This window comes from Pedococcus sp., from assembly GCF_036000045.1.
Classification (GTDB): domain Bacteria; phylum Actinomycetota; class Actinomycetes; order Actinomycetales; family Dermatophilaceae; genus Pedococcus.
This window is the reverse complement of record NZ_DASYGF010000063.1, coordinates 1-21,762: the sequence shown is the minus strand read 5'-3', so window position 1 is coordinate 21,762 and position 21,762 is coordinate 1. Positions and strand designations below refer to the sequence as shown.

Here is a 21,762-nt window from a genome sequence, read left to right as displayed (position 1 = left end):
CCGCCGATGTGCCGCTTCCGGCTGGACCTGAGGTCCACCAACCGGTATCCCTACAGGGGTCCGAGAAACTCGTGACGTCGATGTCGAAGAGCTCCCTGCCCGTTCGACGTGTGTGCGAAAGAGCAACTCCCCGCCAACTGGAAGGACTCAGTGACATGCCGCGCTTCATGGGATTCGTGAAGATGGAAGAAGGTTCCGGCGCGCCGCCGCAGGCGCTGATGGACGCAATGGACACCTACATCGGTGAGCAGGCCGCCAAGGGCGTCTTCCTCGACGGCGGCGGCCTGTTCGGCACCGAGGACTCGGTCAACTTCGTGGTGCGCAAGGGCGAGACCTCGCGGGTCGACGGCCCCTACGCGGAGGCCAAGGAGGTCGTCGGCGGCTTCGCCATCCTGCAGTACGACTCGCTCGAGGAGGCCGTCGCGGGCCAGGAGGAGTTTGCCGAGCTGCACGCCAAGTTCTGGCCCGAGTGCAGCATGGTCGCCACCCTGCGCCAGATCTCCGAGGCGCCGCCTGAGGCGGCCGACGCCTGACGAAGGCACGCCCACCGGCCGCCGCAGGGCGTGCCACGGGCCTGACGTGGCCGGACGCCGCCGAGTCGCAGCGTCCGGCCTCGTAGGCTCTGAACGTGCCGCCCGAGAACGCCACCGCCGAGACGATCACCACCGCGTGGCGGGCAGAGTCGGCCCGACTGGTCGGCGCCCTCACCCGCATGACGCGCGACATCGATCTCGCGGAGGACCTCGCGCAGGACGCCCTGGTGGCCGCGCTCGAGCAGTGGCCGGACACCGGCATACCGGCCAACCCCGCCGCGTGGCTGATGACCACGGCCAAGCGCCGCGGGATCGACCACTTCCGCCGCGCCGACAACCTTCGCCGCAAGACCGAGGAGCTCGGTCATGCCCAGACCGGAGGAGGGCAGGAGCAGGTGCCCGAGCTCGATACCCAGGTCGACTACATCGAGGACGACGTCCTGCGCCTCATCTTCATGACCTGCCACCCCTCCCTGACCCCGGACTCCAGGGCGGCGCTCACCCTGCGCCTCGTCGGCGGCCTGACCACCAGCGAGATCGCCCGCGGCTTCCTGGCTGCCGAGTCCACCATCGGCCAACGGATCTCCCGAGCGAAGAAGACGCTCTCGGAGGCCCGCGCCGAGTTCGAGCTGCCTACTGGCGCGGATCGCGACAGGAGGCTGGACGACGTGATGGCCGTCATCTACCTCATCTTCAACGAGGGGTACTCCGCTGCCGCCGGTGAGCACTGGATGCGGCCCGACCTGGCGAACGAGGGGATCAGGCTGGCCCGGATGCTGGCCGCTCTCGCACCCCACGAGCCCGAGGTGCTCGGACTCCAGGCTCTCCTGGAGATCCAGGGCTCCCGCATCGACGCGCGGCTCGACGAGCACGGTGCGCCGGTGCTCCTGGAGGCGCAGGACCGGACTCGCTGGAACCAGGTGCTGATCGGTCGCGGCCTGGTCGCGCTGGAGCAGGCCCGGGTGCTCGCCGCGCGCGGGAGACCCGTCGGGAAGTACTTCCTCCAGGCGTCGATCGCCGCGCAGCACGCCCGCGCGAAGACGCCCGACGACACGGACTGGCGCCAGATCGCGAAGCTCTACGACATCCTCGCCGAGGCGGCTCCGGGCCCGATCGTCGAGGTCAACCGCGCGGTGGCCCACGGCCGGGCCTTCGACCCACACGCCGGCCTCGCCATCCTCGAGGAGCTGGACGCCACCCAGCTGGGTGACTCGCCGCTGGTCCCCAGTGTGCGTGGCGATCTGCTCGAGCGGGCGGGGCTGCACGCCGGCGCGGGGGAGTCGTTTGCCGAAGCCGCGGCTCGCACCCGCAACGAGGCGGAACGCGCCGTGCTGCGGAGGCGAGCCGAAGAAAATGTCGCGCGCGTGTCGAAATCCCGCTGACCCGTTCGACGTACGGGCGAGACCCTGAGGAGGGATCATGCCAACCGTGACCACCACCACCAGCACCCGTTTCGTCACCTCCGCCGATGGCACCGCGATCGCCTACGACGTGACGGGTTCGGGACCAGCCGTCGTCGTGGTCGAGGGCGCGCTGTGCCAACGCACGATGGGCACTGCCAAGGCTCTGATCCCCGGACTGTCCTCGAGCTTCGCCGTCTTCGCCTACGACCGGCGCGGCCGGGGGGAGAGCGGTTCAGGCTCTTCTCCGTATGCCGTGGAGCGCGAGGTCGAGGACCTCGTTGCCGTCCTCGGGGCGGCCGGACCGGACGCGTTCGTCATCGGAGCTTCGTCGGGTGCGGTGCTGGTGCTCGAGGCGCTCAGGAGGGGCGTCTCGATGCGCAAGGTCGCGCTCTACGAAGCCCCGTTCATCGTCGACAGCACTCACGAGCCGAATGACCCCGACCTCGGCATCCGGACCCAGCAGCTGGTCGACGCCGGCCGACGGGGAGATGCGGTGCAGCTGTTCCTGCGCACGGTCGGCGTGCCGGCCCTCGGCGTGATGACGATGCGGTTGATGCCGGTCTGGAAGAAGCTCTGCGGGGTCGCCCACACGCTGCCCAACGACTACGCGCTGGTCCTGGAGCACCAACAGGGCGAGCCGCTCCCGGCCGACTACCTGTCCGAGGTGACGGTCCCCGCTCTGGTGCTCGTGGGCGGCAAGAGCCCCGAGTACATGAAGAACGCGCAAGCCGCCATCGCCGCAGCGCTCCCGGCCGGGATGCTGCGGGACCTGCCGGGGGAGACGCACATGGTGCGCGGCAAGGCCACGGTCCCGGTGTTGCGCGAGTTCTGGGACAGCTGAGCGCCCAGCCGTCCAGGGCGAGGTCTGCGCGCATGTTTGCGGCTAGTGTGGGCAGGTGACGCGGCGAGGCCGAGTCGCAGGTAAGCGGGAGCAGCACCACTTCGGGTTTCGCAGCAGAGAGCGACTGGACCCACTCCCCGCCTCGAGCAACGCATCTGGGCAGCGTTCCACCCGTCCCACTCCGCAGGAGCATTGACATGGCCGAAGTCGTTCTCTTCCATCATGTGCAGGGCCTGACACCTGGGGTGGTCGCCTTCGCCGACGCGCTGCGTTCCGACGGCCACACGGTTCATACCCCTGATCTCTTCGAGGGCGAACGGCCGGCGACCATCGAGGAGGGCGTCGCGCACGTCAAGGGGGTCGGCGGGCAGACGCTCACGGAGCGAGCCGAACGCGCTATCGCCGAGCTGCCGCCGTCCCTGGTGTACGCCGGGTTCTCCTGGGGCGCCGCGATGGCACAGGAGCTCGCCCAGACCCGCGACGGTGCTCGTGGAGTGTTGCTGTACGAGGCCTGCCTCCCGATCACGGGGGAGTGGGCCGTCGGCCCGTGGCCGGAGGGGCTCGCCGTGCAGGTCCACGGGATGGAACGGGATCCGTTCTTCGGGCTCGAGGGCGACCTCGACGCCGCCCGCGAGCTGGTCGAGGTCGTCGGACCTGAGCGCGCGGAGCTGTTCGTCTATGCCGGGGACCGGCACCTGTTCACGGACAGCTCGCTGCCCTCGTACGACGCGGAGGCGACGTCACAGGTCCTCGAGCGCTCACGAGACTTCCTGAGCCGGCTCAGCTGACAGCCCCCGCAGGCGCGCACAAGACGGGGCTGGCGAAGCGTCACCTCGTGACGGCGCGGGCGATGGCGGACTGGTAAGCAAGCGCTTAGTCTCTCTCTCAGCCACCCGCCCGCGACCTCAGGAGCACTGCCATCGACGATCAGCGCAGCGACGCGGTCACCCTCCCGGGAGTCGACCTGGGCCGGCTGTCGGCGTGGCTGCCGACTGCTGGAGTAGAAGCCGGGCCGCTGTCGGCGACGCTGGTCGCCGGGGGCAAGTCCAACCTGACGTACGCCCTGAGCGACGGCACCCGCCGCTGGATCCTGCGCCGTCCGCCGCTGGGCCATGTGCTGGCGACCGCGCACGACATGGCCCGCGAGTACACCGTGATGTCTGCGCTGGAACCCACCTCCGTGCCGGTCCCGCGGATGTCTGCGCTGTGCACCGATGTGGACGTCCTGGGCGCCCCGTTCTACCTGATGGAACACGTCGAGGGCACGCCATACCGGTTCGCCGGCGAGCTGGAGCCGCTGGGGCCGGAACGGACCCGCGGCATCTCCGAACGCCTCGTCGACACCATGGCGGCCCTGCACGCGATCGACCCCATGGCCGTCGGGCTGGGCGACTTCGGCCGGGCTGACGGCTTCCTCGGTCGGCAGGTGGTCCGGTGGAAGAAGCAGATGGACGCCTCACACAGCCGCGACCTGCCTGCGGCCGACGAGCTCCACGCACGGCTGGCGGCTGCCGTCCCGGCCGAGTCAGCGGCCGGGATCGTGCACGGTGACTACCGGCTCGACAACGTCCTGGTGGACGCCGGCGACCAGGCGACGGCCGTGCTCGACTGGGAGATGGCGACTCTGGGTGACCCGCTCACCGACCTCGCCCTCATGCTCGTCTACCACCGCCTGGGCGAGTCCGCGGCCCTCCCGCTGGTCACCAACGCGGCCTCGGCTCCCGGCTTCCTGAGCGAGCAGGAGATCATCGCCCGGTATGCCGCCGGAAGCGACCGCGACCTGAGCCACTTCGGCTTCTACCTGGGCCTCGCGGCATACAAGCTGGCGGCGATCCTCGAGGGCATCCACTACCGCTACCTCAAGGGCCAGACGGTCGGCGAGGGATTCGCCGGCATCGGCGACGCGATCCACCCACTGCTCGACGCCGGGCTCCACGCGACCAAGGAGAGCTACTGATGGACTTCGCCTTCGATGCCCGGACCGAGGAGCTGCGCGCCAACCTGCTCGACTTCATGGACGCGCACGTGTACCCCAGCGAGTCGGTGTTTCGCGATCAGATCGCGCAGCTGCCGGACCGTTGGGCCTGGGACTCGGCCCCGGTCCTGCAGGAGCTGCGCGCCGAGGCGCGCTCGCGGGGGTTGTGGAACCTGTTCCTGCCCGGCGAGCACGGCGCCGGTCTGACCAACCTGCAGTATGCCGCGCTCGCCGAGATCACCGGCCGCTCCATCCACCTCGCCCCGCCTGCGCTGAACTGCGCCGCCCCGGACACGGGAAACATGGAGACGCTCGTCGTGGCGGGCTCCGAGGCCCAGAAGCAGCGGTGGCTCAAGCCGTTGCTGGACGGGGAGATCCGGTCGGCGTTCGCGATGACCGAGCCGGACGTGGCCTCCTCCGACGCCACCAACATCGAGCTGAGCATCGTGCGCGACGGTGACGAGTACGTCCTCAACGGTCGCAAGTGGTGGATCACCGGGGCGATGAACCCGAACTGCGCGATCTTCATCGTGATGGGCAAGACCGACACGGAGGCGGACCGGCACCGTCAGCAGTCGATGATCCTCGTCCCGCGGGACACCGCCGGCCTGGAGGTCGTGCGCGACATGCACGTCTTCGGGTACGACGACCACGAGCACGGAGGTCACGCGGAGCTGCGGTTCACCGACGTGCGGGTGCCGGCGGAGAACCTGCTCATGGGTGAGGGCGACGGGTTCGCGATCGCCCAGATGCGTCTGGGGCCGGGCCGGATCCACCACTGCATGCGCTCGATCGGCATCGCGGAGCGCGCGCTGGAGATGATGTGCGAGCGTGTCGACAGCCGCCGCGCGTTCGGCAAGAAGCTGTCCGAGCAGGGCGTCATCCGCGACTGGGTCGCCGAGTCGCGGGTCCGGATCGAGCAGCTGCGGCTGCTCACCCTCAAGACCGCCTGGCTCATGGACACCGTCGGCAACAAGGGTGCGCACACCGAGATCCAGGCCATCAAGATCGCCACCCCCGCGGCCGTCGAGTGGATCCTCGACAAGGCCATCCAGGCGCATGGCGCCGGCGGCCTCTCCCAGGACTTCCTGCTGGCGCACATGGCCGCCCAGATCCGCACCCTGCGGTTCGCCGACGGCCCCGACGAGGTGCACAAGTTCACCCTGGCTCGCGAGGAGCTGCGCCGCCAGGCGGCGAAGCGGGAGGCGTGACCCTGCGGCATACGCCTCGCGGCTCGCTCCAGAGGTCACGGCCGGGTGTCGACTCGGTGAACGGCTGGCTGCGGGGGCGGCGTGTGCTTCCCTCCTCGCGTTCGGGCGGGACAATGACGCCGTGAGCCATCTCCTCCCTTCGACGCCGGCCCCGCGGTAGTCGACGGTGAGCCTGCATAGGGGCCCGCTGGCCCCCTCGCCTCGCACTCTGGTCGACATCCTCGATGAGACGGTGGCGGCCGTCCCGGACGAGCCCGCCATCGACAACGGCGCCACCGTCCTCACCTACAGCGAGTTCCACGAGGCCAGTGAGCTGTTGGCCTCGGAGCTCGTCCTGTGGGGCGTCGGCCCCGGCGACCGTGTCGGCATACGGCTGAAGTCGGGTACGACCGACCTCTATGTCGCCATCATGGGCACTCTGCTGGCCGGTGCCGCGTACGTGCCGGTCGACGCGGACGACCCCGAGGAACGCGCTCGGACGGTGTTCACCGAGGCCGCGGTGGCGGCGGTCGTCACGGACGAGCTCGTCATCGAGCCGGGGCCCGGGGCAACGCATGCGGTGCCCGGAGGGGAGCTCGAGCCCGTCGCCCCGACCGAGCCGGAGACCACCGACGATGCGTGGGTCATCTTCACCTCCGGCTCCACCGGCCTGCCCAAGGGCGTCGCGGTGTCCCACCGCTCCGCGGCCGCGTTCGTGGACGCCGAGGCACGGCTCTTCCTGCGCGACGCCCCACTGACCGTGGGGGACCGGGTCATGGCCGGGCTCTCGGTCGCCTTCGACGCGTCATGCGAGGAGATGTGGCTGGCCTGGCGCTACGGGGCCTGCCTGGTCCCCGCGCCCCGCTCCCTGGTGCGCAGCGGCATGGAGCTGGGTCCGTGGCTGGTGGCCAACAGGATCACCGTGGTGTCTACCGTCCCGACCCTGGCGGCGCTCTGGCCGGCGGAGGCGCTCGCAGCGGTCCGGCTGCTGATCCTGGGCGGCGAGGCCTGCCCGCCGGAGATCGGGACCCGCCTGGCGACGCCCACCCGGGAGGTGTGGAACACCTACGGCCCGACCGAGGCGACGGTGGTGGCCTGCGCCGCTCGTCTGACGGGGGAGCCTCCCGTGCGCATCGGCCTCCCGCTGGACGGCTGGGACCTCGCGGTCGTGGATGGCTCGATGCAGCCGGTCGAGCCGGGGGAGACGGGGGAGCTCATCATCGGAGGCGTGGGGCTGGCTCGCTACCTCGACCCCGCCAAGGATGCCGAGAAGTACGCGCCCATGCCGACGCTGGGCTGGGAGCGGGCCTACCGAAGTGGCGACCTGGTCCGCAACGACCCCGAGGGACTGGTCTTCGTCGGCCGGGCCGACGACCAGGTCAAGGTCGGCGGGCGGCGCATCGAGCTCGGCGAGGTGGACAGCGCCCTGCTCTCCCTGCCGGGGGTGAACGGCGCCGCCACGGCCGTGCGCCACACCGGCGCGGGCCACGCGATGCTCGTCGGCTACCTCGTGATCGGGGAGGGGTTCGATCTCGAGAGGTCGCTGGCCACCTTGCGCGACCGTATGCCGTCCGCTCTCGTGCCGCGGCTCGTCGAGGTCGACGACCTCCCGACCCGGACCTCGGGCAAGATCGACCGCGACGCCTTGCCGTGGCCGGTGGCCACGCTCGCCGGAAAGAGGGAGAGCGACGCGGCCGCGCCGCTCGAGGGCACCGCCGCGTGGCTGCAGGAGCTGTGGCTGGACGTCGTCGGAGCAGTCGTCTCCGACCCCGACGAGGACTTCTTCGACGTCGGCGGCGGCAGCCTCGCGGCAGCGCACCTGGTCTCACGGCTGCGCGAGCGGTTCCCCGAGGTGACGGTCGCCGACGTCTACGACCACCCTCGCCTCGGCGACCTTGCGGCCACGCTCGACGACCTGGCCCGACCGAGCAGCGCCCAGAGCCGTCTGGTGCGGCCGGTGCCGCTCGGGACCCAGCTCGGCCAGGTCCTCTTCACCATCCCGGTGCGGACCCTGACCGGGCTGAGATGGGTCGTCTGGGTGGCCGCGGGCGACCTGGTGGCCCGTAGCCGGCCCGGCCTGGACTGGCTGCCCAGCGTCCGATGGTGGGTGGTGCTTCTCGGCTGGCTCGTCCTCGTGTCGCCCGCGGGTCGGCTCGTCCTGAGCGCCGCCGGCGCCCGGGCCCTGCTGGCGGGCGTGACGCCCGGGCGATACCCCCGAGGTGGCTGGGTCCACCTGCGGCTGTGGGCGGCTGAGCGGCTGACCGACGAGCTCGGCGCCGCCAACCTCGCGGGCGCACCGTGGATGCGGCTCTACGCGCGGGCGCTCGGCGCGCACGTCGGCAAGCACGTCGACCTGCACGCCGTGCCGCCGGTCACGGGCATGATCTCGTTCGGGGACGGGTGCTCGGTCGAGCCCGAGGTCGACCTTTTCGGGCACTGGCTCGACGGGGACGAGCTGCACATCGGGTCCGTGGAGATCGGTCCCGGCGCCCGGATCGGGGCACGCAGCACGCTCGCGCCGGGCAGCCGCGTCGGCGCCGATGCCGAGGTCGCTCCGGGCTCGGCCGTGTTCGGAGCCGTGCCGGACGACGAGTCGTGGGCCGGCGCACCCGCGCGTCGGGTCGGACGCGCGCGCGGACCCTGGGACGACGTGCGACCGCGCAACAAGCCTCGGTGGCTCGCGGCATACGGGCTCGTCGCCGTGGTGATCTCGGCGCTTCCGGGCATTGCCCTGGTGGTGGCCACTCTCGCGGTCCTCGCGCCGCTGCGGTCGGCGCGTGACCTGCGGACGCTGACAACCACCGCCCTCATCTGGCTCCCCGTCGCGACCGTGGTCGGGTTCGTGACGTTGGCCGTGCTCGTGGCGGCCCTGGTGCGGCTGCTCGGCATCGGCCTCGGCAGCGGACACCACCCCATCCACGGACGCCAGGCCTGGCAGGCGTGGTCCACCATCCGGGTGCTCGACGAGGCGCGGACCTGGCTGTTCCCGCTGTACTCGAGCACTTTGACGCCCCTGTGGCTGCGGCTGCTCGGCGCTCGCATCGGCAAGGACGTCGAGGCCTCCACCGTGCTGCTCATCCCCAAACTCACGACCGTGGGCGACGGGGCGTTCCTGGCGGACGACACGTTGCTCGGCGGGTACGAGCTGGGCGGTGGCTGGCTGCGAGTCGAGCACGTCAAGGTCGGCAAGCATGCGTTCGTCGGCAACTCCGGGATGACTGCGCCTGGCCGCCGGGTCCCCAAACGTGGTCTGGTGGCCGTGCTGTCCGCCGCGCCGCGGCGCAAGAAGGCCCGGGCCGGCACGTCGTGGCTCGGCAGCCCTCCGACCGAGCTGCGCCGCACGGCTGCCGGTGGTGACACCAGCCGCACCTACGACCCAGCGATGCGCTTGCGCGTGGCACGGGCCCTGGTGGAGGTATGCCGCCTGCTCGCCGTCATGGTGCACGTCGCCATCTGTGTCGGCATCATCGCTGTGGTCGAGTGGTGCGCCATGAGCCTCGGCTGGGCGGCGGCGGCCCTGCTGACCGGACTGGCGCTGCTGGTCGCCGGAGCGGTGGCCGCCCTCGCCTCGACAGCGGCCAAGTGGGTCCTCGTCGGGCGGGTGGCGGCGCGGGACGTGCCCCTGTGGAGCTCGTTCGTGTGGCGCAACGAGCTCGCGGACACCTTCGTCGAGGTCGTGGCCGCACCGTGGTTCGCGCGAGGCGCCACGGGCACCGTCGTCCTCAACTGGTGGCTGCGCACCCTCGGGGCGCAGATCGGGCGCGGCGTGTGGTGCGAGACCTACTGGCTGCCGGAGGCCGACCTCATCGCCCTGCACGACGGCGCCACCGTGAACCGCGGCTGCGTGGTGCAGACCCACCTGTTCCACGACCGGGTCCTGAGCATGTCGCCCGTGGTCCTGCGGACCGGCGCCACCCTGGGCTCGAACGGGGTGGTGCTGCCCGCCGCCGTGATCGGGAAGCACGCTACGGTCGGACCCGTGTCGTTGGTGATGAGGGGCGAGAGCGTCCCGGACGGCACCCGGTGGATCGGCAACCCCATCGGCCCGTGGACGGCGCAGGAAGGCGAGGATGCCAGTTGACGGTCCCCCCCGCAGCCGATGCCTATTTCCCCCAGCACGGTGACGTCACCTACGACGTCGAGCACTATGACCTCGTTCTGGACTACCAGGTCGAGAGCAACCACCTCGCCGGTCGGGCGACCCTGACGTGCCGGGCCCGCCAGGGCACCTCGCGGCTGGCCCTGGACCTGCACGGGCTGAGGATCGGCAAGGTGACCGTCGACGGCACCACCCCCGCCAAGTTCCGTCACCGGGCCGGCCGGCTGCACCTGCAGCTGGCCGAGCCGCTCCTGCAGGGCCAGGCCTTCGAGATCGTCGTGACCTACTCCGGCCGCCCGACCACCGTCCCCGGCGTCGGTGGTGGAGCAGGCTGGGAGGAGCTGACCGACGGCGCCCTGGTCGCCGCGCAGCCGGACGGCGCCCCCGCTTGGTTCCCTTGCAACGACAGGCCGTCCAGCAAGGCCACCTACCGGGTCACCATCGCCACGCCCCCGGCATACACGACCGTCGCCAACGGCACGCTCGTGGACCGACGCCAGACAGCGAGCCGGGTGGTCTGGGAGTACGAGCAGGCGCAGCCCATGGCGACGTATCTCGCCACGCTGCAGATCGGCAGGTATGCCACCTGGCGGCTCGAGGGCTCGCCGGTCCCCATGGTGGTCCATGCACCGGCCCGTCTCATCGAGGCGGCCAACCGGTCGCTCGCCGAGCAGCCCGCCATGATGGAGGCCTTCGTCGGGTACTTCGGCCCCTACCCGTTCCCCGTCTACAGCGTGGTGGTCACCGACGACGCGCTGGAGATCCCGTTGGAGTCCCAGACCCTCAGCACGTTCGGCTCGAACCACCTGACCCTCGGCTGGCAGGACCAACGCCTCATCGCCCACGAGCTCGCGCACCAGTGGTTCGGGAACGCCGTCACCGTCAGGCACTGGAGCGACATCTGGCTCCACGAGGGCTTCGCCTGCTACGCCGAGTGGCTTTGGTCGGAGGCTTCCGGCCGCGAGTCGGCCGGCCAGCATGCAGCCTCCCACTGGCGGCGGCTCGCGGCCTTGCCCCAGGACCTCGTCCTGACCGACCCCACGCCCGCCGGCATGTTCGACGACCGCGTCTACAAGCGCGGGGCGCTGACACTGCACGCGGTGCGGCTCCTGCTGGGCGACGAGCGGTTCTTCGCGGCGCTCCGGTCCTGGGTGGCTGCTCACCGGTATGGCTCGGTGAGCACCGGGGAGCTCGTCTCTCACCTGGCCGGCGCGGCTGGTCGACAGGGACCTGCGCTGCGCCGCGCCCTCGGGCAGTGGCTCTACGAGCCGGGGCTACCCGTCCTGGCGCACAAGGGGACCGCTGGCCTGGGCGCCAGACGCTGACAGCCGGGGAAGCCGGCTCAGACCGGTCAGGCGCTCGCGGCTGCGGCGCTCCACGAGCAGCGGGACGTAGTCACGGACGGGTCCGTCAAGGACGGCGTACGCCTCCTCGACCACGCTGCGGACGGTCTGCTCGTCGACCGTCGGGAACCTGGCGGCCAGTGCCTCACGCACGTGTTCGAGGGCGAGCGCCTCGTCGTCCTGGGTCATGGGTTCAGGGTGCTCCTTGGGGTCGACTCCCGACAAGAGGGAGCAGGCCTCGGGAGCGCCCGGCCGAGGCGATCGAGGGCGACGCCCGCGGGTCAGCGGAGGCGTGCGATGGAGGCCGCCACCGTGGTTGCGTCCCGCCCGACTCCGAACATCAGGCTCGAGCTTCGCCGCTGGAGGAAGTGCACCCCGCAGAAGTACAGGCCCGGGGCAGCTGCGCACTCGTTGTCGGTGATCGGGAAGCCCAGCTCGTCAAAGACCGGCAGATCCACCCACGTGCTGTAGTCGGGACGGAACCCGCTCGTCGTGATGACGGCTCCGAACCCGGAGAGGTCCAGCTCGGTCACCGGGTCCGCCCGGAAGGGAGCCGGGTCCGCCAGCTCCTGCGCGTCAAGGGGTATGTCGGGTAGCCGGCGTAGCAGGTCGCGCAGCTCGGCGGCACGCGCGTCTCCGAACGCCACCGAGGCAAGGAGGTCGTCGGCGAACGTGACGCGGGTGTCCCGCGTCGCGAGCACCCGGCCGACCAGGCGAACCCCGAGCGCCTGCAGCGTCCGGTAGTGCAGGTCGTGGCCTCCCTTGGCGCCGGTGATCTGCGGGTTGGCGCCCAGTCGCGCCAACGGAGACGGGAGGTCCGCCAGGGTCAGGTCGAAGAACGGTGTCCGAGCGAGCCAGGTGACGATGTCGAGGTCTCCGATCCGCCGTGGGAGCCAGGGCGCCCGGCCGCAGGACAGCACGACCTCCCGGCCGGCGAGCGACAGCTCCTCCGCGAGCTGGCAGCCGGTCTGGCCGCTGCCGACCACGAGCACGGGTCCCTGGGGGAGCTGGTCGGGATTGCGGTACTCCGTGGCGTCGAGAGCGGGCACTCGGGTCGAACCGAACTCGACCGGTCGGTGCGGGACACGAAACGACCCCGTGCACACCACCACGGTCCGGGCCAACACGTCCTCGCCCTCGACGGTCAGGCGGTACCCGTTGCCGGCCGCCGCGAGCGATGTCACCGCGAGCCCTTCGCGCACGGTGGCGGGCGAGGATGCAGCGTACCGCTCGAGGTAGTCGACGATCTCGTCGCGCCCGATGTGGCCCTCGGGATCGGTTCCCGCGTAAGGCTGGCCGGGGAGGTTCAGCGTCCAGTTCGGGGTGACCAGGGTGAAGCTGTCCCACCGGTTGCGCCAGGAGTGGCCCACGGCCGCGCGCTCGAACACCACGCTGTCGATGTCCAGAGCGGCCAGCTCGTGGGCGACGGCGAGGCCTGCCTGGCCCGCGCCGATGACGACGACATCCATCCCGTCAGTGACGTCCATGGCTCATCATCGCTCGCGGGTGGGGTTTGGCGACACCGATGAAGGCGACCCATAGGTCCGCTCCTGGGATCTGTATATAGCTCCGCTGGCCACGGTCCTAGCGCGAGCGAACGTGCCGGAACGGCAGGTCGAGCAGCACCAGCAGGACGAAGGCGATGACGGCCGCGCCGACGAGGTACCAGGGCCAGGGTCCGAGGAGCGAGAGCAGGGTGGCCCGGTCCGGTGGCGCGGCGAGGTACATGTAGTTGGCACCCGTGGCCCAGTCGAAGACACCGACGACCAGCGCGTATGCCGTGGTGATGCCGAACACCCTGGGCACCGCACCGCGCCGTGGTTCGATTCGCAGACCGACGACGAGGAAGAGGGCTGCCACCACGATGCCCAGGTGGCCCACGACGAACTGGAAGAACTCGAGCTGTGGGAACGGGGCCGTGAGGTCGGGCGTGACGACCGCCTGCAGTGTGCCGGTCAGTCCCCAGTAGTACGTGAGCTCCACGCCCAGCAACCAACCCGGCCACCAGCAGGCGACGGCAGCCACGACGAGTGCGACATCGCACAGGGCCAGCGGCAGCGAGGTGCGGATTGACCAGCCGCCCCGCAGCACGGGAGTGGCGAGGAAGACCAGTGCGTCGACACCCAGCGCGAGCGCGACCGCCCGTCCGGCCCACGCGACCCACGGGCCGGGACTGCGCCGGCAGGCGACGCAGAGGAGGGCGACGACCACTGCGGCCGAGGCCACCGCGACCCAGTAGGCGAGCGGAGTGCTCACCCACTCATCATCCGCTTGGTTGGGGTCCTCCAGGTGTGTCCTGCCAGGCGACGTGGGCGATCCGCCAGACACCCTCGAGCCGCACGAGCTGGATGACCTTGGCGCCGCCGCCGGCCAGTGGGCCCTCGGACCCGTGTCCCTCTTTCGCATAGGCGCCGGACCACACCGCCAGGTCACCGAGGACACGCACCTCCCCGGGCAGCGGCCATTCCCGGAACTCGGTCACCGCCTCGCCGGCGAGATACGCCCGGCGCGGCTCGATGAACCCTGCGACGTCGTCGACGACGAGCTCACCCTCGGACGTGAAGTGCGCGATCGTGGCCTCCCGCAGGAACGACGCCGCGAGCGCGGCCATCCGCTCGTCGAGCCCCGGCTCGGTCGCGAAGGCCCCGAAGAACGTCTCCACGCACGCCGTCACCTCGGCGATGTCGTCCCGTGTCACGGGGCAGACTCTGCCACGCGACTCGTGTCGCGCGTGCCGTAGTACCCCTGAAGGTGCCGGACGACGTAGACTAGGACCTGCGTCCCGCCTCGGCGAGGTCGCTTCAGCGACAAGGGGAGCCATCGACCGGTCGCAGGACCGGTCTTCGTTGTAAGGCCGCGTGGCCGCGTTGGCCCGAGCTGTTGCGTTGCCGGCGCCATGTGGCCGCCGCCTCGCACACGGTGCACGACACCACCGGCTCTGGCACGACCCTTGCCCGACGCGCAGTCCGACACCTGTCGGACACGAGGAGAAGGAACCGCTTGACACAGCGAGCCAGCCGCCGCTCCGGCGCGACGCCGACCGCGTCGCGCGACCGTCGCCGTCCCCGCGGCCACGACGAAGAGGGCATCATCCCCGTGCTGGCCAAGGCGGTCCGGCAGGTCGAGGCCGCCGCTCAGAGGGGACCCGTGCGGTCGGGAGGCCGCACGGCGTACCAGGTCATCGCCCTCCTGGTCCGTGAGGAACGCGCCCGAGCCAAGGCGGACCCTGACCTGCCCGAGGGGGAGCGCACCGCGATCCTGACGCGCCTCGACGGGATCGCCACGATCCTGGCCAAGACCGCCGCCCGAGACACCTCCCTCCTGGCCCTGCTGGCCGACGACGCGAAGGTGTCGTCCTCCGCCGTCAGCCTCAAGAACGAGATGCTCAAAGCGGCCGGTCGCGAGCCCGAGCCCGAAGAGGCGCCCGAGCCGGAGCTCGTGCTCGACGCGCCGGCGCCGAAGCGGCAGGTGGTCCCGCAGACCGTCATCGCCCGCCAGCTGGCCAACCCCTTCCTCGCACCCGACTTCTCGGCGGTGCCCGCCCGTCCCACCACCAACCGCCTCGGCGGCTGGGAGCTGCTGGGGCCCCTGTTCCGCGCCTTCGAGTTCGGCGGCGACGCAACCTGTATGCCGTTGCCCGACCCCTCGGAGGTGCCTCACGGCATCCGTGGGCTGGAGCTGATGCGCCACCAGGCGCAGGTCGTGTCGGCAGCCGCGGCCGGCCACCGCACGTTCCTGCTCGCCGACGAGCCGGGTCTCGGCAAGACGGCGCAGGCGCTGCTCGCCGCAGAGGCAGCGGACGCGTTCCCGTTGCTGGTCGCCGTCCCGAACGTCGTCAAGGCCAACTGGGCCCACGAGGCGGAGCTGTGGACCCCGCGCCGCACCTCGACGGTCATCCACGGCGACGGTGAGACGATCGACGGTTTCGCCGACATCGTCATCGTCAACTACGAGATCCTCGACCGGCACGTCGGCTGGCTCAAGGAGCACGGCTTCCGAGGCATGGTCGTCGACGAGGCGCACTTCATCAAGAACAAGTCCTCCCAACGCTCGCAGCACGTGCTCGAGCTCTCCGAACGCATCCGGGCCCGCCGCGCCAACCCCCTCCTGATGGCGCTGACCGGCACGCCGCTGATCAACGACATCGAGGACTTCAGAGCGATCTGGCAGTTCCTCGGGTGGATCGACGACACCAAGCCGCGCCACGCTCTCATGGCTGCCCTCGAGGAGACCGGCCTGACGCCTGCCGACCACGGTTTCTATGCCGCGGCACGCAAGAGCGTCATCGACCTCGGCATCGTGCGACGGCGCAAGGTCGACGTCGCCTCCGACATTCCCGCGCGCCGCGTCGCGGACCTCACCGTCGAGCTGGGCGACGAGGCCGGCCGTTCGATCCGCGCCGCCGAGCGGGAGCTGGCGCGTCGCCTGGTCGCCCGCTACGAGTCCGCACTGGCCAACCGCAAGGTCGCCACCGTGGTCGACGGGATCGACCACGACCTGGTCCGCCGCGTCGCCACGTGGGAGCGAGAAGACTCCGGTTCCGGCAAGAACGGCGACAACGTCTTCACGATGATGCGCACGATCGGGCAGGCCAAGGCCGGCCTCGCGGCCGACTATGCCGCCCAGCTGGTCCGCAACGTGGGCAAGGTGGTGTTCTTCGCCAAGCACATCGATGTCATGGACGTCGCCGAGCAGACCTTCGCCCAGCGCGGCATCCGGTACTCCTCGATTCGAGGCGACCAGACCGCGAAGGTGCGCAAGGCGAACGTCGAGGCGTTCCTGAACGACCCGGACGTCGGCGTGGTGGTGTGCTCGTTGACCGCCGCCGGTGTGGGCCTCAACCTGCAGGTGGCCTCCAACGTCGTACTCGCCGAGCTCTCCTGGACCTCGGCCGAGCAGACCCAGGCGATCGACCGGGTGCACCGGATCGGCCAGACCGAGCCGGTCACGGCCTGGCGGGTCATCGCCGCCCAGACCATCGACCCCAAGATCGCGCAGCTCATCGACTCCAAGGCCGGGCTCGCAGCACGCGCCCTCGACGGCTCCGACGAGGAGGTCGGCTCCTCCGCCGACGTCCAGCTCGAGGCCCTCGTGGCCCTGCTCACCGAAGCCTTGTCGGAGCGGGCTCCGTCGGAGCGGGCTTCGTCGGAGCAGGCTTTGTCGGCGGACTCGACGATGGCCGAGTACTGACGCCATGGGCGCCACCCTGCGCGAGGAGCTGGTCGCCGAGCTGGAGGTCACGGTGTCCGTCGCGAGTGAGCTGGACCGGGAGCCTCACGATGTGTACCTGCTCGAGGTCGCCCTCCCGACTGAGGATGGACCTGGTGCGGGTGGACCTGGTGAGGGTGGACCTGGTGAGGGTGGACCTGGTCCGGGTGGACCTCACGCAGACGGCCCCGGGGCGGCCGGGTTCGACGAGGCGCCGTTCCTCGAGGATCTCGAGCCCCTCCTGGCCGCGGCCGGTCCTTCTCCGCAGTGGGCCGTGGACGTCTCGCGCACCCATCGCAGCGACGAGGGCGCACGCGGACGGGCGCGGGTCTTGCTCGTGCTTGCCCCCCAAAGTGACCCCGGCGCGCTCCCGGCCCAGCTCGACCTGACTGCCGCCGTGCACGATGCCTTTGCCCGGGTCGCGGCTCGCTCGACCCCGTTGACGACGCCGGTGGCCCTCTCGCACGAGGCGGCACTGGCCGAGGCCAGGGCCGCGGTCGCGCGCCTTCTTCCCGGCCTCGACAGCCGAGACCTGGGGCTCACCGACGAGGAACACCATGCGGTCGAGGGCAGCTGGTCGCTGGGGCTGGCGTTGCCTGGTGTGGCACGGTTCCGCGTGCGCGTGGGGCTCGTGGCGGGGGTGCCGCACTCAGTGCATGTGCGGCGTATGCCGGTCGGCGAGGTCGTGGACTCCGTCGGCACCTGATCCTGGGCGTCCGCGCGGCGCGCGCCTCTGGGAGCATGAGCGGCATGGTCGAGGATCCCTGGAGGGCGTTGGCCGGTCCGTTCGTCGATGACGCCTACGCGACGGTCAAGGGACGGGTGCGCACCTTCGTCCTGCACCGGCAGCTGATGCGACACCTCCCGCCACCACCGGCGACGGTGCTGGACCTCGGTGGGGGCGCCGGCCACCAGTCGCTGCCCTTGGCTCGGCTGGGCTATGACGTCACGGTCCTGGACCGCTCCGAGGCCATGCTGGCCAGGGCCGAGGGACGCCTGGCGCACGAGCCGGACGACGTCCGCTCTCGCGTCAACCTCGTCCGGGCCTCAGGTGAGGCAGCGGCCGATGCCACCGGGGGTCGCCGGTTCGCCGCGGTCCTCTGTCACGGGGTGCTGATGTACCAGCCCGCGCCGGAGCCTCTGGTCGATGTCATGGGCCAGTGCGTCGAGCCTGGGGGAGTGGTCTCGATCATGGCGCTCAACGCGCAGACGATGGCCGTGCGGCCGGCCCTCGAGCACCGGTGGGCCGATGCCCTGACCGGGTTCGACGCCACGACCGAGATCGGGGTGCTCGGCGCGCAGACCCGTGGCGACACCGTGGAGCACCTGTCGGGTCTGTTGCAGCGGGCCGGCGTCGAGCCCCAGGCGTGGTACGGGGTCTGGCTGTTCTCGGACTGGCTGGACCTCCCCGTCGGGGAGACCGATGTCGAAGCCGTTGCCGCCGTCGAGCTCGAGGCCAGCCTCCGGGACCCCTACCGGCAGCTCAGCCGGGTGTTCCACCTCGTCGGCACCAGCCGCCTCCAGTCCGGCCAGTAGCCGCTGGCTCCTCAGCTGACCCCGGCTCGCTGAGCCTGCGCGGCACGCTGCGCCACGACGTCCGTGCTCGCCGGACGTGCGCCGGCTGACCAGTCCGCCTCGTCCGCGGCATACATGAGTCCGTATGCCGGTGTGCCGGGCTGGGTGCGCCACGACTCCGAGAGCGGGCCGAGGTCCACGGTGTCGTAGCCGATCTCGTCCAAGAGGTCCGTGACGCGCTTCTTGGCGTCAGGGTCGTCTCCGGCGATGGCGAGCGCGCTGCGACCGTCGGCGCCGGACGGACGGGCGAGCTCGCCCAGGTGCTGGAAGAAGATGTTGTTGAAGGCCTTGACGACGTGGGACTCAGGCAGGTGCGCCTGAAGCAGCTCGGAGGAGGTCGAGGTGCCGTCATCGAGGGCTGCGAGCTGGCCGTCGCGCTGCGGGTAGTAGTTCATCGTGTCGATGACGACCTTGCCGGCGAGGTCGTCGACGGGCACCTCGCGGTAGGCCTTGAGGGGGATCGTGACGACCACGACGTCGCCGGCCCGAGCGGCCTCGGCTGCGGTGGCTGCCCTCGCATGCGGCCCGAGCTCGCTGACGAGCTCTGCGAGGGTCTCGGGTCCGCGGCTGTTGCTCAGGACCACGTCATGCCCAGCGTTCACCGCCAACCGGGCGAGGGTGCTGCCGATGTTTCCGCTGCCGATGAATCCCCAGGTAGTCATGCCCCCTCCAACCGCCCAGGCGCCGCCGTCATTCCGGGCATCGGCACCTTTCTGAGACCGAACCTGTCCGCAATGTGACGTTTGCCCGCGGTTCAGGTGGCCGCCTCTCAGAGACCTCCCAGCCTTCCTAGCCTCGGCGGTGGATCGACCAGCGAGAGGGAACCATGCAGAGCTCGCCAGCAGTGCGCGCACGGGGCGTCACCAAGTACTTCTCCGAGGTGGTGGCGCTGGACGGCGTCGACCTCGACATCCCCAGCGGTCAGGTGCACGGCCTCGTCGGGCCCAACGGCGCGGGCAAGACCACGCTGCTCGGCCTCCTGCTCGGCCTCTCGGTCGCCGACAAGGGCACCCTCGAGATCCTTGGCACCCCGGTCGACGGGGTCCTTGCAGTGCCTGACGGCGTCGCGGGGTTCGTCGACGGGCCGGGCCTCTACCCCTCGCTGACGGCCCGGCAGAACCTGCGTGCGCTCACGGCGCTGCGTGGTGGCGACCGTCGAGACGCGGCGGACGAGGTCGACCACGCCCTCGGCCAGGTGGGGCTGACCGATGTCGCCGACGACCGGCTTCGTGGCTTCTCGCTCGGGATGCGTCAGCGGCTCGGTCTGGCGGCCGCCCTGCTGACCCGGCCGAGGCTGCTCGTGCTCGACGAACCGTCCAACGGCCTGGACCCGGCCGGCCGGCGTCACGTCTACCGCGTACTCAGCGAGATCGCGGCACAGGGCGCCGCGGTCGTGATCTCCAGCCACCACATGGACGACCTCACGGCCCTGTGCTCCGAGGTGACGCTGCTGGCGAACGGTCGAGTCGTGTTCTCTGGACCGGTTCGCAAGCTCGCCGCCGAGAGCGGACGCCTCGACTACCGGGTCGTCACCTCCGACGAGGCCTCCGCCCGCGGGATCGCCGCCGCGACGCCCGGGCTGACCCTGGTGCCCGGGCGCAACCCTCTCGAGCCTGAGGACGGCGCGGTGGTGGTCCGGGGTCCCGTGGGCGCCATCGACGAGCTCGTCACCCGACTCGTCGGCGCCGGTGTGGCAGTCCGCGAGCTGAGACCCGTGGTGCCGCCCCTGGAGGCGGCGTTCCTGGCCCTCACCGCCGAGGGCGACTCCACGACAGACGAGGAGCAGCTGTGACCGCGGCCATCACCGAGGCACCGGCCCTCGCACCCCCGGTCACCCGCCCTGCCGGCCTGTCCGCAGCGTTTCGGTTCGAGCTGGTCAAGCTGCTCACGCAGTGGCGGATCCGTATCCTCCTCGTCGGCTGCTGGGTCGGCCCGGCTCTGCTCATCACCGCCGTCAGCCAGCAGAGCTCGCTGCCCAGCGACACGGTGTTCGGGCGCTGGATGGCGGCCACCGGGTGGGCCGCCGCGCTGGTGGTGCTGGGCTTCTGCTGCAGCTGGGTGCTGCCCCTGCTGACCGCATTGGTGGCGGGCGACGTGTTCGCCGCGGAGGATCGCCTGGGCACGTGGCGCTACCTCGTCATGGCCGTCCGCTCGCCGCGCCGGATCTTCGCCGCCAAGTCGCTGGCCAGCACGGCCGTGATCCTGCTCATGGAGCTCGGCCTCGCCGTATCGAGCATCGTCGGGGGAGTCGCGGTGGTGGGCAACCATGACCTCGTCGGACTCGACGGCCGGGTCATTCCCGCGGGCCACGCAGCGCAGCTCGTGGTGCTGGCCTGGGCCTGTGTCGTAGCCGCCTCACTGGCCTATGCGGCGGTGGGCCTGCTCGGCTCGGTCGTGCTCGGCCGGTCGCCCATCGGCCTGGTGATGCCCGCGCTGCTGGCCTTCGTACTGCAGGCGGCCCAGCTCCTGCCGATGCCCGCGGCCGTGCGGCTCGCCCTTCCGAGCCAGAGCTTCCTCGCGTGGAGGGGCCTGTTCACCGAACCGGTGCAGAGCGGTCCGCTGGTGATCGGTCTCGTGGTGAGCCTCGCCTGGGTGGTCGTCGCGACAACGCTGGCCTATCTCATCTTCGTGCGCCGTGACTTCGCCGACCTCGCCTATGACGGGCCGGGGCTTCGGCCGCTGCTGGCCACGGTCCTCGCGCTGGGCGCGGTGGTGGCGGCGAGTGTCGCGGTCGTGGCGACGGCGACGCCATCGACCGGCTCCGGGATCGAGAAGGCGAAGGTGGAGCAGTCGATGGCCACGTCCTTCGCGCACCTCTACCGCCTGCAGTCGCGCGAGCTTCATCGACCGGACGTCACCGAAGCGCAGCTGCGTACCAGTGCGTCCTGCTACCGAGCGGGGTCCCACGGAGATGACCAGGGCCCCGGCAACGACTGGCGTTGCGTCGTCACCTGGCACATCCCCCACGCCACGGCCGTGGGAACGGCCGTCTACCAGCTGGACATCGCCGCAGAGGGTCGCTACGTCGCCGACGGTGACGGCCCTCAGGAGGTGAACGGCTACTTCCAGGTGCACACCCCGACCGGGGACGCACCCAACCCCGTGTGGCAGGTCGACGGTCTCGTCGACCTCTCGTCACGCAGCTCTTCGAAAGGACGATCATGAAGGTCACTCGACAACGGCGCGTCTCGGAGTCCCGTCCCGACTCCGTCAGCCGCACCCACCGTAGGGTCCGAATCGCCTTGACCAGCACCGTGGCTCTCACGGTGGCCGGTGGTGGGATCGCGTATGCCGCGACCGACGCCTTCGGCAACCACACCGTCGGGACGCAGTACGCCGACGGTCTTCAGGTCTCGGACAACCAGGTCATCAAGCCCCTCGGCACACGGCTCATGACCGAGTACGGCAAGTTCATGGGGTCGACGGTCAGCCCCGACGGGCGCTTCCTCGCCGCGAGCAGCGCGGACAAGAGCGTCGTGCTCCAGGTCTTCGACCTCGCGGCCAACAAGCTGGTCTACCGGGTCGGCAAGGCTGCGGGCGTCGACCAGACGCTGTCCGACGGCAGCGTCGGCCAGGAGGGTCCGACCTACTCACC

General features: G+C 71.0%; 18 protein-coding genes and 1 pseudogene. 14 read left to right on the top strand and 5 right to left on the bottom strand.

What is annotated here, in order from left to right; all coding sequences use genetic code 11:
- The first annotated feature begins 155 nt into the window (after positions 1-155).
- The 8 genes from VGN50_RS09860 to VGN50_RS09825 all read left to right on the top strand — a co-directional run bounded on the left by VGN50_RS09860 (position 156) and on the right by VGN50_RS09825 (position 11,366).
- On the top strand, positions 156-533 hold the full coding sequence (locus tag VGN50_RS09860) for a YciI family protein (RefSeq protein WP_327444586.1): 378 nt from the start codon (positions 156-158) through the stop codon (positions 531-533).
- 95 nt (positions 534-628) lie between these two features.
- On the top strand, positions 629-1,915 hold the full coding sequence (locus VGN50_RS09855) for an RNA polymerase sigma factor (protein WP_327444585.1): 1,287 nt from the start codon (positions 629-631) through the stop codon (positions 1,913-1,915).
- A 46-nt stretch (positions 1,916-1,961) separates the two neighbouring features.
- Positions 1,962-2,777, top strand: coding sequence for an alpha/beta hydrolase (locus VGN50_RS09850; protein ID WP_327444584.1), 816 nt, complete (start codon positions 1,962-1,964; stop codon positions 2,775-2,777).
- Positions 2,778-2,974: 197 nt separating this feature from the next.
- On the top strand, positions 2,975-3,565 hold the full coding sequence (locus tag VGN50_RS09845) for a dienelactone hydrolase family protein (protein WP_327444583.1): 591 nt from the start codon (positions 2,975-2,977) through the stop codon (positions 3,563-3,565).
- 131 nt (positions 3,566-3,696) lie between these two features.
- A complete protein-coding gene (locus VGN50_RS09840; RefSeq protein WP_327444588.1) occupies positions 3,697-4,734 on the top strand; it encodes a phosphotransferase family protein in 1,038 nt (345 codons plus the stop codon).
- The gene (locus VGN50_RS09835; protein ID WP_327444582.1) at positions 4,734-5,963 is read left to right on the top strand and encodes an acyl-CoA dehydrogenase family protein; all 1,230 of its coding nucleotides are present in this window, start codon (positions 4,734-4,736) and stop codon (positions 5,961-5,963) included. Before VGN50_RS09840 ends, VGN50_RS09835 begins: the two co-directional genes overlap by 1 nt.
- Before the next feature lie 166 nt (positions 5,964-6,129).
- A complete protein-coding gene (locus VGN50_RS09830) occupies positions 6,130-10,023 on the top strand; it encodes a Pls/PosA family non-ribosomal peptide synthetase (protein ID WP_327444581.1) in 3,894 nt (1,297 codons plus the stop codon).
- The gene (locus VGN50_RS09825; RefSeq protein ID WP_327444580.1) at positions 10,020-11,366 is read left to right on the top strand and encodes a M1 family metallopeptidase; all 1,347 of its coding nucleotides are present in this window, start codon (positions 10,020-10,022) and stop codon (positions 11,364-11,366) included. Before VGN50_RS09830 ends, VGN50_RS09825 begins: the two co-directional genes overlap by 4 nt.
- On the opposite strand, the gene VGN50_RS09820 is transcribed toward VGN50_RS09825, so the two are convergent.
- The 4 genes from VGN50_RS09820 to VGN50_RS09805 all read right to left on the bottom strand — a co-directional run bounded on the left by VGN50_RS09820 (position 11,316) and on the right by VGN50_RS09805 (position 14,082).
- On the bottom strand, positions 11,316-11,573 hold the full coding sequence (locus tag VGN50_RS09820; protein WP_327444579.1) for a three-helix bundle dimerization domain-containing protein: 258 nt from the start codon (positions 11,571-11,573) through the stop codon (positions 11,316-11,318). The genes VGN50_RS09825 and VGN50_RS09820 overlap by 51 nt on opposite strands.
- Positions 11,574-11,665: 92 nt before the next feature.
- Positions 11,666-12,871 (bottom strand): NAD(P)-binding domain-containing protein, encoded by a 1,206-nt coding sequence (locus tag VGN50_RS09815; RefSeq protein WP_327444578.1) that lies wholly within the window; start codon positions 12,869-12,871, stop codon positions 11,666-11,668.
- Between the two features lie 97 nt (positions 12,872-12,968).
- Positions 12,969-13,640, bottom strand: coding sequence for a TIGR02206 family membrane protein (locus VGN50_RS09810; RefSeq protein WP_327444577.1), 672 nt, complete (start codon positions 13,638-13,640; stop codon positions 12,969-12,971).
- Positions 13,641-13,647: 7 nt separating this feature from the next.
- Entirely contained in the window at positions 13,648-14,082 is a 435-nt protein-coding gene (locus VGN50_RS09805) for a DUF4440 domain-containing protein (protein WP_327444576.1), read from the bottom strand.
- A 302-nt stretch (positions 14,083-14,384) separates the two neighbouring features.
- Here VGN50_RS09805 and VGN50_RS09800 point away from each other — a divergent pair, with 302 nt between their 5' ends.
- The 3 genes from VGN50_RS09800 to VGN50_RS09790 are packed head-to-tail and all read left to right on the top strand — an operon-like array spanning position 14,385 to position 18,128.
- Complete coding sequence (locus tag VGN50_RS09800) at positions 14,385-16,574, top strand: DEAD/DEAH box helicase (protein ID WP_414694591.1); 2,190 nt, start codon at positions 14,385-14,387, stop codon at positions 16,572-16,574.
- Positions 16,575-16,578: 4 nt separating this feature from the next.
- Positions 16,579-17,298 carry a hypothetical protein gene (locus tag VGN50_RS09795; RefSeq protein ID WP_327444575.1) on the top strand — a complete coding sequence of 240 codons (720 nt, stop codon included), beginning with the start codon at positions 16,579-16,581 and terminating at the stop codon, positions 17,296-17,298.
- Between the two features lie 44 nt (positions 17,299-17,342).
- Positions 17,343-18,128 carry a class I SAM-dependent methyltransferase gene (locus tag VGN50_RS09790; protein WP_327444574.1) on the top strand — a complete coding sequence of 262 codons (786 nt, stop codon included), beginning with the start codon at positions 17,343-17,345 and terminating at the stop codon, positions 18,126-18,128.
- Positions 18,129-18,139: 11 nt separating this feature from the next.
- On the opposite strand, the gene VGN50_RS09785 is transcribed toward VGN50_RS09790, so the two are convergent.
- Positions 18,140-18,829 carry an NADPH-dependent F420 reductase gene (locus VGN50_RS09785; protein WP_327444573.1) on the bottom strand — a complete coding sequence of 230 codons (690 nt, stop codon included), beginning with the start codon at positions 18,827-18,829 and terminating at the stop codon, positions 18,140-18,142.
- A 164-nt stretch (positions 18,830-18,993) separates the two neighbouring features.
- Here VGN50_RS09785 and VGN50_RS09780 point away from each other — a divergent pair, with 164 nt between their 5' ends.
- The 3 genes and pseudogenes from VGN50_RS09780 to VGN50_RS09770 all read left to right on the top strand — a co-directional run.
- Positions 18,994-19,959: an ABC transporter ATP-binding protein gene (locus VGN50_RS09780; RefSeq protein ID WP_327444572.1), complete on the top strand. Its 966-nt coding sequence runs from the start codon at positions 18,994-18,996 to the stop codon at positions 19,957-19,959.
- Positions 19,956-21,332, top strand: a complete 1,377-nt coding sequence (locus tag VGN50_RS09775; RefSeq protein WP_327444571.1) for an ABC transporter permease — start codon at positions 19,956-19,958, stop codon at positions 21,330-21,332. Before VGN50_RS09780 ends, VGN50_RS09775 begins: the two co-directional genes overlap by 4 nt.
- 77 nt (positions 21,333-21,409) lie before the next feature.
- Positions 21,410-21,762, top strand: a pseudogene (locus VGN50_RS09770) (phosphoesterase); the annotation flags it as partial.

Excerpts from the sequence above, each read along its gene's own strand:
- VGN50_RS09860 (WP_327444586.1), top strand. The coding sequence starts at position 156 with ATGCCGCGCTTCATGGGATTCGTGAAGATGGAAGAAGGTTCCGGCGCG.
- VGN50_RS09845 (WP_327444583.1), top strand. The coding sequence starts at position 2,975 with ATGGCCGAAGTCGTTCTCTTCCATCATGTGCAGGGCCTGACACCTGGG.
- VGN50_RS09835 (WP_327444582.1), top strand. The coding sequence starts at position 4,734 with ATGGACTTCGCCTTCGATGCCCGGACCGAGGAGCTGCGCGCCAACCTG.
- VGN50_RS09820 (WP_327444579.1), bottom strand. The coding sequence starts at position 11,573 with ATGACCCAGGACGACGAGGCGCTCGCCCTCGAACACGTGCGTGAGGCA.
- VGN50_RS09815 (WP_327444578.1), bottom strand. The coding sequence starts at position 12,871 with ATGGACGTCACTGACGGGATGGATGTCGTCGTCATCGGCGCGGGCCAG.
- VGN50_RS09795 (WP_327444575.1), top strand. The coding sequence starts at position 16,579 with ATGGGCGCCACCCTGCGCGAGGAGCTGGTCGCCGAGCTGGAGGTCACG.
- VGN50_RS09790 (WP_327444574.1), top strand. The coding sequence starts at position 17,343 with ATGGTCGAGGATCCCTGGAGGGCGTTGGCCGGTCCGTTCGTCGATGAC.
- VGN50_RS09785 (WP_327444573.1), bottom strand. The coding sequence starts at position 18,829 with ATGACTACCTGGGGATTCATCGGCAGCGGAAACATCGGCAGCACCCTC.
- VGN50_RS09780 (WP_327444572.1), top strand. The coding sequence starts at position 18,994 with ATGCAGAGCTCGCCAGCAGTGCGCGCACGGGGCGTCACCAAGTACTTC.